This is a genomic window from uncultured Parabacteroides sp. (genome assembly GCF_902493135.1).
Classification (GTDB): domain Bacteria; phylum Bacteroidota; class Bacteroidia; order Bacteroidales; family Tannerellaceae; genus Parabacteroides.
Genome location: NZ_CABUOD010000072.1, coordinates 1 through 10,917, shown reverse-complemented (window position 1 = coordinate 10,917; position 10,917 = coordinate 1). Strand labels below are relative to the sequence as shown.

The 10,917-nt window shown below is 49.3% G+C and carries 8 protein-coding genes; 3 read left to right on the top strand and 5 right to left on the bottom strand.

Annotated elements, in window-relative coordinates:
* Both RDN79_RS18330 and mtnA read right to left on the bottom strand, forming a co-directional pair.
* A partial coding sequence (locus RDN79_RS18330) for a 30S ribosomal protein S21 (RefSeq protein ID WP_302421322.1) occupies positions 1-71 on the bottom strand: 71 nt, incomplete at its 3' end.
* Between the two features lie 97 nt (positions 72-168).
* On the bottom strand, positions 169-1,218 hold the full coding sequence (gene mtnA, locus RDN79_RS18325) for an S-methyl-5-thioribose-1-phosphate isomerase (protein ID WP_298554258.1): 1,050 nt from the start codon (positions 1,216-1,218) through the stop codon (positions 169-171).
* 253 nt (positions 1,219-1,471) lie between these two features.
* Here mtnA and RDN79_RS18320 point away from each other — a divergent pair, with 253 nt between their 5' ends.
* The 3 genes from RDN79_RS18320 (at position 1,472) to RDN79_RS18310 (ending at position 5,312) form a co-directional block, all read left to right on the top strand.
* On the top strand, positions 1,472-3,262 hold the full coding sequence (locus RDN79_RS18320; protein WP_298554261.1) for an aminopeptidase P family protein: 1,791 nt from the start codon (positions 1,472-1,474) through the stop codon (positions 3,260-3,262).
* A gap of 89 nt (positions 3,263-3,351) precedes the next feature.
* A complete protein-coding gene (locus RDN79_RS18315) occupies positions 3,352-3,864 on the top strand; it encodes a gamma carbonic anhydrase family protein (protein ID WP_298554264.1) in 513 nt (170 codons plus the stop codon).
* A gap of 50 nt (positions 3,865-3,914) precedes the next feature.
* Positions 3,915-5,312, top strand: coding sequence for a C1 family peptidase (locus RDN79_RS18310; RefSeq protein WP_298554267.1), 1,398 nt, complete (start codon positions 3,915-3,917; stop codon positions 5,310-5,312).
* Between the two features lie 171 nt (positions 5,313-5,483).
* Here the strand turns inward: RDN79_RS18310 and RDN79_RS18305 are convergent, their stop codons facing one another.
* Genes RDN79_RS18305 through RDN79_RS18295 form a run of 3 tightly spaced genes read right to left on the bottom strand, consistent with a single transcriptional unit; the run spans position 5,484 to position 10,440 of the window.
* Positions 5,484-6,296, bottom strand: a complete 813-nt coding sequence (locus tag RDN79_RS18305; protein ID WP_298554269.1) for a RagB/SusD family nutrient uptake outer membrane protein — start codon at positions 6,294-6,296, stop codon at positions 5,484-5,486.
* Positions 6,244-7,344, bottom strand: coding sequence for a RagB/SusD family nutrient uptake outer membrane protein (locus RDN79_RS18300; RefSeq protein ID WP_298554272.1), 1,101 nt, complete (start codon positions 7,342-7,344; stop codon positions 6,244-6,246). The genes RDN79_RS18305 and RDN79_RS18300 overlap by 53 nt, the downstream gene beginning before the upstream one ends.
* A 30-nt stretch (positions 7,345-7,374) precedes the next feature.
* On the bottom strand, positions 7,375-10,440 hold the full coding sequence (locus tag RDN79_RS18295; protein ID WP_298554275.1) for a TonB-dependent receptor: 3,066 nt from the start codon (positions 10,438-10,440) through the stop codon (positions 7,375-7,377).
* Between the last annotated feature and the right edge of the window lie 477 nt (positions 10,441-10,917).

Here is a 10,917-nt window from a genome sequence, read left to right as displayed (position 1 = left end):
TCAAACTTTCTTTTGAATTTCTTCAGCGCTTTTTCAATGTTTTCGCCTTCTTTTAATGGAACTACGATCATAATTTAATTTATTATATTGTTTAATTACTATATCCACAAATTGGGCAGCAAAATTACTGATTGTTTCGGGATTAGCAAAACTTTCCGTAAATATTTTTCAGAAATCCTCCATACGGAAAGGAGGATAAGCAATTCCTTTTTCGGTGATAATCGCAGTTATCAAGTCGTGAGGAGTAACATCAAAAGCCGGGTTATAGGCCCTCACTCCTTCGGGAGCCATCCGCGAAGCATACCACATGTCCGTAATTTCTTCCGGATCGCGTTCCTCGATCACGATCGAATCTCCATCCGGGCAATCCAAATCAATGGTGGATGTCGGGCCCAAGACATAAAAGGGGATACCGTAATGACGGGCCAGGATCGCCACCCCCGAAGTCCCGATCTTATTGGCCGTATCGCCATTTGCCGCCACCCGGTCGCAACCGACCACGACAGCCTGCACCCAACCTTTCCGCATGACGGCCGATGCCATATTATCACAGATCAAGGTAACATCCACGCCTGCCTTCTGCAATTCGTAGGCCGTCAGGCGTGCGCCTTGCAACAGCGGACGCGTCTCATCGGCAAACACCTTAAAACCATATCCGCGTTCTTCTCCTAAATAAACCGGCGCCAGAGCCGTCCCATATTCCGACACTGCCAGATGGCCGGCATTGCAATGTGTCAGGATTCCCATTCCCGGACGCAACAAGGAAAGGCAGTTCTCCCCTATCTTCCGGCAAGCAGCCGCATCTTCCGCCCGGATCGCCTCCGACTCGGCACGCAAAAGTCGCACGATTTCCGGAACGGGCTTCATCGGATGAACGGCCACGACTTTTTCCATCCGGTTCAAAGCGGCAACCAAATTGACCGCAGTCGGGCGGGAAGAGGCCAGGTAATTCTTAATTCGTAGGAACTCACGGTAAAACCCGTCGTAAGCGCCAGCCGCAATCTGCCGGCTGCATACATAAATGCCATAGGCAGCAGCAATCCCGATAGCCGGCGCCCCGCGTACCTTCAATTTATATATGGCATCCCAGATCTCTTCTGCCGAAGAAAGGGCGACATAGACTTCGGCTCCCGGCAAGCGGGTCTGGTCCAGGATAATCACCGCACTCTCGTCTTGACTCAGACGGACCGTCTTCAAATCGGTTATATGGGTATTCATCTTTAATATAATGTATAGGCACAACCGTGCATATTAAACAAAAACGCTTGCCGGAAAAGCCCGACCTATCGTAATCGTTTGCCGACAATTGACGGCAGGCGAGTCTTTCTGCGCGAAGATATAAAATAATGCTGTTCCCGCTATTGGTTATCGGCAATCTATTTTACAAAAATCTTTTATCGGCGGTTGAGGTCTATCACGGGAAATTTAATAACTTTGCCATATTAGTAACGTCTACATAAAACAAGATGCGATGAAAACAAACATTTCCGAACGCATTGCCGCCCTGAGGGAAGCAATGAAGTTGCATAAAATCGATGCTTATATCATTCCGACTTCCGACCCTCACATGAGTGAATATCCTGCCGACTGCTGGAAATACCGCGAATGGATTTCCGGATTCACCGGTTCGGCCGGAACAGTTGTAATCACGGCCGATAAAGCCGGACTTTGGACCGACTCCCGCTATTTCCTGCAAGCCTCCACCCAATTGGAAGGGACAGGCATCGAACTTTTCAAAATGATGTTGCCCGAGACCCCGACCATCCCGGAGTTCTTAGCACACGAATTGGAAGAGGGACAGACCGTCGGCCTGAACGGCGAGACATACAGCCTGGCAGATGCCCGCACGCTGGAAAAGTCGCTGGCGGAAAAAGAGATCAAACTGGACACAAACGCTTCGCTGATCGATCCGATCTGGAAAGAACGCCCCGCCATGCCGGAAGCTCCGATGTTTGAAATGCCGGTCGAACTCAGCGGGAAATCAGTCGAAGACAAACTTCTCGATATCAACAAAATGTTGCATAAGGCAGGAGCCGACTGCACCATCCTCTCCGCATTGGACGAAGTGGCCTGGACCTTCAACATCAGAGGAACGGACGTTGCCTATAATCCGGTCGTCATCAGTTACGCATTCGTTTCCGAGAAAGAAAGCGTTCTGTTCGTGAATCCGAAGAAGCTCCCCGCCGAAATCGCAGAGCATCTAAAGAAAGAAGGAGTGACACTGGCCGATTACGGCATGTTGGCGACCTTCCTCTCACGGTTGCCGGAACGGACACGGGTGTTTATCGACGGCAAACGGACCAACGTGGCCATCTACAATGCCCTGCCCGAAAGCAGTATCCTGATAGAAGGGATCTCGCCCGCCAACCACCTGAAAAGCATCAAGAACGAGACCGAGATAAAAGGCTTCCGCAACGCGGTCCTGAAAGACGGCATCGCCATGACCAAATTCTATTTCTGGCTGGAAAAAAGGCTTAAAGCCGGAGAAAAGGTGACGGAACTGAGTGCCGCCGCCAAGTTGACGGAACTACGCGCCGAACAGCCCCAATACGTCATGGACAGCTTCGCCAGCATATCCAGCTACGGCCCGCACGGAGCGGTCGTGCACTATTCTCCTACCCCCGAAACGGATACGGAGCTGAAAACGGACAGCCTGTACCTGCTCGACTCCGGCGCCCAGTATTTGGACGGGACGACCGACATCACCCGTACGATCGCCCTTTGCGACGAGCCGAGCGAGCAGATGAAGAAGGACTTCACCCGCGCCCTGAAAGGCACGATCGGAATTGCCAAATGCAAATTCCCCGCAGGCATACGGGGCTGCCTGATCGACGCTTTCGCCCGCAAAGCCTTGTGGGATGCCGGCATCAACTACCTGCACGGGACCTGCCACGGCATCGGCCATTGCCTGAACGTGCACGAAGGGCCGCAAAGCATCCGCATGGAAGAAAACCCGGTAATCCTGGAACCGGGCATGGTGATGAGCGACGAACCGGCCATGTACCGTCCCGGCGAATATGGCATCCGTACCGAGAACATGATCCTGATCCGCGAAGACAGTGAAACGGAATTCGGAAAGTTCCTCGGCTTCGAGACGCTGACTTTATGTCATATCGATACGAAACTGGTCATCCCGTCCATGCTTTCCGTACGCGAGCATGCCTGGCTGAACAAATACCACCAGATGGTGTACGACTTGGTAAGCCCGCATCTGAACGAAGAAGAGAAGGCTTGGTTGAAGGATAAAACAGCAGAAATCTAACTAATTAAAAATTGAAAGTTGAAAATTGAAACTTAAAGAGAGTAAACATAATTTTCAATTTTCAATTTCCAATTCTCAATTTCCAAATTATGGCTTTAATAAAATCAGTAAGAGGCTTTACCCCCCAAATAGGTAAAGACACGTTTTTAGCAGACAACGCCACCATTATCGGCGATGTCGAGATAGGCGAAGGTTGCAGCATCTGGTTCGGGACCGTGTTGCGAGGTGATGTCAACTCCATCCGGATCGGCAACGGGGTGAATATACAGGACGGCTCCGTCCTGCACACCCTATACGAGAAATCGACGATTGAGATCGGCGACGACGTGTCGGTCGGCCACAATGTCACGATCCACGGGGCAAAGATATGCAACGGCGCCCTGATCGGGATGGGCTCGGTCGTACTGGACCACGCCGTGATCGGCGAAGGGGCGATCGTCGCTGCCGGCTCGGTCGTGCTGAGCAAGACCATCGTCGAGCCGGGAAGCATCTACGCCGGCGTACCGGCCAAGTTCGTAAAGAAAGTGGACCCGGAACAGGCGAAGGAGATCAATCAGAAGATCGCCAAGAACTATCACATGTACTCGTCCTGGTATAAATAAGAAGACCGCTTTTGTGGCAGGACACTTAAAAAAACGAAACAAATTATATCATGAGAAAGAACAATCTGTGGATAACAGCCCTCGCGTTCGGGCTATCGTTATCGGCTTACGGGCAGGGCAGGCAGGAAGGCGGCATCTCGTCCGGGATGTTGCAGGAAATCAAGCAAGCCTACAAAGGAACGCCGGCCGACAAAGCCATTCACAACGCGATCGCGGGCAACGACATCAACCGCCTGGCCGTCGACAACGATAGTAAAAACAATTTCGACACCTACTTTTCCGACAAGGTGAACAGCAAAGGGATCACGAACCAGAAATCCTCCGGCCGTTGCTGGTTGTTTACGGGGCTGAACGTGATACGTGCACAGGTCATCGCCAAGTATAACCTGCCGGAATTCGAACTCTCGCAGAACTACAACTTCTTCTGGGACCAGCTTGAGAAGGCCAACCTTTTCCTGCAAGGGATCATCGACACACGTGAAAAGCCGATCGACGACAAGATGGTGGAATGGCTGTTCAAGAATCCGATCGGAGACGGCGGACAGTTCACCGGTATCTCCGACAACCTGATGAAATACGGCATCGTCCCTTCCGGCGTCATGGTCGAGACCTATAGCAGCGACAATACCGGCCGTATGTCCAACCTGATCGGCCTGAAACTGAAAGAATACGGATTGGAACTGCGCGACGCCAAAGGCTCGAAACCGGAAACACTGGCAAAACGCAAGACCGGGATGCTGGGCGAAATCTACCGTATGCTGGTCCTCAACCTCGGAGAACCGCCTACGAAATTCACCTGGACACGCAAAGACGCAAGCGGCAAACCGGTCGAGACAAAAGAATACACCCCGCAATCGTTCTACCGGGAATTCGTGGGCGAAGATTTGAAGAACAACTATGTCATGCTGATGAACGATCCGAGCCGCGACTACTATAAATTATATGAGATCGACTTCGACCGCCATGCCTACGACGGCAAGAACTGGACCTATGTCAACCTTCCGATAGAAGACATCAAGGAAATGGCGATCGCCTCTATCAAAGACAGCACCATGATGTATTTCTCTTGTGATGTAGGCAAATTCTTCGACCGGGGCCGGGGTGTACTGGATGTAAACTATTATGATTACGGTTCGCTGATGGGCACGACTTTCGGCATGGACAAGAAGCAACGCATCCAGACCTTTGCCAGCGGTTCTTCCCACGCCATGACACTGATGGCTGTCGATTTGGATGCTAACGGCCAACCGAAAAAGTGGATGGTGGAAAACAGTTGGGGACCAGGTGCCAACAACGGCCATCTGATCATGACGGACGAATGGTTCAACGAATACATGTTCCGCCTGGTCGTAGGCAAGAAATACATTACCGACAAGGTTCGGGAAGTATTGAAACAAAAACCGACACGGTTACCGGCTTGGGACCCGATGTTTGCGGAAGAAGAGTAAAAACGAAAAGGGAGAAGCTCCCTCTTTAATTAAAACTTCTACCTATTAATAAAGAGAAGGGGTACATCAGAACCCCTTCATCATGATCTTTTAGGCACGGATTTCACGGATTAACACGGATAAATATATTTTCTTTTCGTGTTTTCCGTGTAATCCGTGCCTGAATTATGCTTAATAATATCCTTCATTCTGCGCCTCTTCAGCAGACGGCTTCGGAGACAGACGGTCGATATGGTTCTGCGGGATCGGACGGAGTTTGTGATATTCCCGTATGTTCGGAGCGGCATCCGGGTTAAACTTCTTCACACGCTCGTACAACGTTTCCGTACGCACCAAATCTTCCCAGCGGTTCATCTCGCCATATGTTTCGCGGGCACGTTCATCCAGCATAAAGCCGATAAAATCGTCACTGATCTCTGCCGGCGTCACCATCATCGACTTTTCGGTCGAACCGGCCAGGTTAGCCATATCACCACCATCTATCTGCCACCACTCCTGCGGTTTGGCTTCTCCTTCCTTATAGGCGGCACGTTTACGGACGACGTTGATCAGCGAAGCCGCTTTCTCGAAATCCCCCTTTCTGCCATAAGCTTCGGCAGCTATCAGATACGTCTCACCCAGACGCATACGGACAAAGTTACGTCCTCCCTGCTCGTAGTTCATATCCGGACGTTGCGTATCGAGCCATTTCTTCAGGCAGGGGAAAAAGTGGTTCGTGTTTTCATCTACAGGAATCAACGTATAAGGAGCCTTCGCAATGTCTAATTGCATCTGGCGGTCTTTCGCCTTGTCGATCACAGTTCCTTTATAATCTTTCGCTCCATAATATTTAGGGATAAAATAGACAGCCGTATCTCCCAAAGCGAACTTAGGCTTACCCACCAGCTCCGCCGGAGTTTCATACAACAAATCATCCGTCGTCTTGCCGTTCTCATCCACATAGTATATCCTGCCATACGGGAATAGACGATTCCTTATTGGCATAGAACACCCAACTGAACATCTTATACATACGGGAATCATTCAGGTGGTCAAACAACTCAGTCTGCAAATAAGGAGTCGGTTTCACACGCTTCCAGGCACGTCCCTGCTGGAGGTCACGCTGCATTCCCGGTAACTTCTCGTAAGTCGGAACCCAATACAGGTGCATCTTATTTCCTTCCGAACCATTAAACAATACGTCGTTTGTAAACTCGACACCCCAGATCGTCTCAGACGAAACCTTTTGTCTGTCCTGATCGATCGTCGATGCATAGTCCGGTTCCAAAGCAAACTTGCCGGAGTTGATGACAGCCTCGGCAAAATAGGCGGTACTATCCATGTCGGTCGGTTTCTGTCCACGCTGGTCTTTCACGGCGCTGCCTCTTGTCAGGTAAACTTTCGAAAGCAAGTTTGCAGCCGCCCATTTGGTTGCACGGCCACGATCCGCCTGCATGGCAACATCGGGCAGAACATCAAACGAATAGCGCAGGTCGCTGATGATAAAGGCATAAATATCGGCAACCGACGCACGCGGGAAATCGGTTATGATCTGTGAAACATTCCCTTCGCTCAACAACGGAATGCGTCCGAACTGCTGGACTAGGTCAAAATAGAAATAGGCACGCATAAAACGAAGTTCACCTTCACGCGCCGTTTTCTCGGCATCGGTCATATCTCCCACTTTCGGCAAGAACATCAACGCCGTATTGGCACGCGTAATACCTTTATAGGCATTTTCCCAAAATTCATACAACATGCCGAAAGAAGAGTTCAACTGATTGCTATATTTATTGAAAGCATCTTTATTTCCGCCATCGGCCCCTTCCCAAACATAATCCACGCCATACTCGGTCAGGCAATAATAACGCTCGCCGCCGACATACCAGCGCATAGTCGAATAAACGCCGTTCACAGCAGTTTCTATACCGGTCTTTGTTTCCAGATAATCATACGACACCCCGCTGACCACCTTTTCATTCAGGAAAGATTCACACGACACGCCGGCCGCTGCCACTAAAGACAGCAAACCATATTTTATTATATTTTTCATACTATCGTCTATTTATCATGTTAGTTATTATCAAAAGCTCAGGTTCACACCAAACAGATACGTCCTCGGCATCGGCTCATTGAAGTCACCGCCACTTTCCGGGTCCGTACCTGAATAGCCCGTAAAGACATACGCATTCTGTACAGTTGCATATACACGCAACTTCTGGATACCGACATTCTGCAACAATGCCTTCGGCAACGTATAGCCCAATGTCACCTGGCCGATTCTCAGGAACGAAGCGTCTTCCTTATAAAGGGAAGAAATGTAGTTCGGGTTCTCGAAGTCGATATTCGGGCGCGGAGCTTCGTTACTGCGGTTACTGATCGGGTTGCCGTTTTCATCCTCGCCGATAATACGCCAGTAATTTACTTTCGCACCACTATAACGTCCGCTCAAACGGAGTTCACGGTTGAAAGATTTCGTCTGTCCGAAAGCACCATTCAGGAAGAAACTGAAATCAAAATCCTTATAATTAAAATAATTACTCATGCTCAACGTCACGTTCGGATTCTCATGACCGAGAATAAAGCGGTCTTCGGAAGTGATCTTATAGTCGCCATTGCGGTCGACAATCTTGATATCGCCAGGCTTAAAGACGCCTCCCCACTTTTCGAGTTCGGCAGCATCTTCCAGTTGCCAGATACCGTCGGCCTTATAATCATAGAACACTTTCACGGGCTGGCCGATAAACCATTTATTTCCTTCGTCGTCGACTTTCCCGTTATAGAGTTCCACGATCTCTTCCTTGTTGACGGAGAACATGAAGTCGGTCGTCCACTTGAAATCTTTCGTATCGATATTGACCGTATTCAAGGTTACTTCCAGACCTTTGTTACGGATCTGCCCGATATTGGTCGTCACATTACCGAAACCGGAAACGATCGGTAACTGCCGGTCCATCAAGAGGTCGTTCGTATTCTGAAGATACAAATCCACGCTCCCCCCTATCCGGCCGTTCAAGAAACCGAAATCGATACCGGCGTTCCATTGCTCGGTCTTTTCCCATGACAAGTTCGGGTTCGGCATCTCCTTCTGATAGAAGGCCAGCACACCGTTCGAACCATAGCTGTAACGCCCGTACTCAAGGTTACCCTGCGTCTTATAGGGATCGATAGCCGTGTTGCCGGTGATACCCCAACCCAGGCGGAGCTTCAAATTGCTCAGACAGTCGGCATCTTTCAGGAACGATTCTTCCTTGACACGCCATGCAAGGGCAGCAGAGGGGAACAACACCCATTTATGCCCCGGAGCCAGACGGGAAGAACCGTCGTAGCGGGCAGATACCGTAAGCAGATAGCGGTCTTTGTAATTATAATTCACACGTCCCATGAAAGAAGCCAGATTCCAACGCTGGTAATCACTCGATACGGACTCGATCGTCTGGGCCGAACCGACATTGTTCCAAGTCTGGTTCTCGTAAGGCAGGTCTTTCACTTTGATTTCCGACTTCTCGTATGTTTCCTGCTGGATGGATTGCAGGAAAGTCAAGCCCAGGGTATGATCTTTTTTGAAGGTCTTGTTATAGAACAACAGGTTTTCCCACGTGTACATACGGCGGTTATCACGAGCATTGACAGCACGCGCCGGACTGCCGGAACGGTCCGAACTCAACGCTCCGTAGAACTCGTTGCCGTACCAGGGACCTATGTCGATACCGACATTCGAACGGTATTTAATATCGAACGGAAGCGTAACATCCAGATAATAACTTCCCAGAAAGCGATCTTTCTTTATCTCCTTCTTCTCATGTTCTATATTCAGGAATTTATTCCACAGCTGCGGATCATTACCGGGACGGGCTTCAATAATGTTTCCATTTGCATCATAAATGTCAGCCAATGGATATGTCAGTTTCACTCCATCATAAAGATTCCCCCCGTTGTTACGATCAAGATGAGAGAAAGAGGTTGAACCGCCGACCTTCACATATTTGTTCAAAGTCCAGTCGAAATTGACGCGAACCGAATAGCGCCGATAATCTTGTCCCTTCACGACACCATCTTGTCCGAAATAAGTTGCGGAAGCGAGCATCTTCAGCTTCTCCGTACCACCTCGAACACTGACTTCATGATTGTGGATCGGAGCAACACGCAAGGCCTCCTCTGTCCAGTCGGTGTAAGGGACACGGTCAGAATGCCAGACACCGTTTTCGTCATATCCCTGTTCGATCTTGTTCATTATACTCGGATCTGCATTGAAATAACCGATCTTACGATCCCAATCCAATGTCGGGACAAGCGGATACGGAGTAGTCTTGTTTGTGGCACGATTCGCCTCGCGTACCATTTCGACCCACTCTCCGCCATCAAACATTTCAATCTTACGGGCAGCTTGCTGTACACCTACATAGCCGTTATAATCGACCTGCACCTTACCCTCTTTCCCCTTCTTTGTTGTTACCAGAATAACACCATTCGCACCACGCGACCCATAGATAGCCGTGGCAGAAGCATCTTTCAACACTTCGACCGATTCAATATCGGATGGACTCAATTCGCTCAATGCCACCACGATAGGAATACCGTCCACGACATATAACGGATCGTTTGTCGCTTTTAAAGAACGGTTACCACGCACACGAACCTGCACATCCTCGCCCGGTTTTGCACTCGTTGACAAAATCGTCACACCGGCAGCCCTTCCTTGCAACGCCTGTGCCGCACTGAAAGAAGCCGTCTCCTGCAACTTCTCTCCCTTCACGGAGGCAACCGAACCGGTCAAGTCCCGCTTCTTGGCCACACCGTAGCCGACAACCACGACTTCGTCCAAGTTCTGCAAGTCCTCTTTCAATGTGATAATCACATTTCCCTGTCCTTTGTAAGCATAGTCTTGCGGCTGATACCCGATGTAGGAAACAGACAACGTAACAGCCGGTTTAGAGATGGAAAAAGAGAATTTACCGTCGATGTCGGTAATAGAACCATTCGTAGTCCCCTTCTCGACTACGTTCGCCCCGATGATAGGCTCACCGGTCACATCCTTGACAACACCGGAAACCAAATGCTGGGCATAGGTAAGCGTGGTTGTGCACACACAAAACAAAAAGACCAACATGGGCAAATGCAGCCTTTCAAACGTTTTCGTTTTGTTCATAATAATAAAGAATTTAATTATTCAGCAATTCCCGAACTGAATGATTTTTCCATAAAAAGAGGCGTGGGAACTGTGATATATCCGATATTGAGGCCTTCGACTGCCCGACCAGTGATATAAACAACAGCCCACGCCCTTCTATTCTTGAGGACATACCCATGCCAGGCATGAATATATATAACAAGGAAGGTACGTGAGCGTTCAGTTGTCTATTATCCTTTGGTCTGAAAGTGTCGAAGTTTCAATATCCGGATAATATCTTTAAACGCTTCTCGTAATCAATAAATGCAGGGACCTGCAACGCCATGCAAGTGTACGGACACAAATATAGAGAGAAGAAACTATACGGGCAAATAATAATGCATGAAATATACCAAAGAAAAAACAGGATCTTATTATATAAGTTTTCGGTTCTTCGTCACTTTCGGGGCAGCAAAATATGCTAACCGCCTTTATCTATGGACTATGCCAGCTTAT

What these genes read in the sequence shown, in the direction of transcription:
- RDN79_RS18315 (WP_298554264.1), top strand. Translation starts at nt 3,352, where the DNA reads ATGGCTTTAATAAAATCAGTAAGAGGCTTTACCCCCCAAATAGGTAAA.
- RDN79_RS18300 (WP_298554272.1), bottom strand. Translation starts at nt 7,344, where the DNA reads ATGAAAAATATAATAAAATATGGTTTGCTGTCTTTAGTGGCAGCGGCC.
- RDN79_RS18295 (WP_298554275.1), bottom strand. Translation starts at nt 10,440, where the DNA reads ATGAACAAAACGAAAACGTTTGAAAGGCTGCATTTGCCCATGTTGGTC.
- RDN79_RS18310 (WP_298554267.1), top strand. Translation starts at nt 3,915, where the DNA reads ATGAGAAAGAACAATCTGTGGATAACAGCCCTCGCGTTCGGGCTATCG.
- RDN79_RS18305 (WP_298554269.1), bottom strand. Translation starts at nt 6,296, where the DNA reads ATGCCAATAAGGAATCGTCTATTCCCGTATGGCAGGATATACTATGTG.
- RDN79_RS18320 (WP_298554261.1), top strand. Translation starts at nt 1,472, where the DNA reads ATGAAAACAAACATTTCCGAACGCATTGCCGCCCTGAGGGAAGCAATG.
- mtnA (WP_298554258.1), bottom strand. Translation starts at nt 1,218, where the DNA reads ATGAATACCCATATAACCGATTTGAAGACGGTCCGTCTGAGTCAAGAC.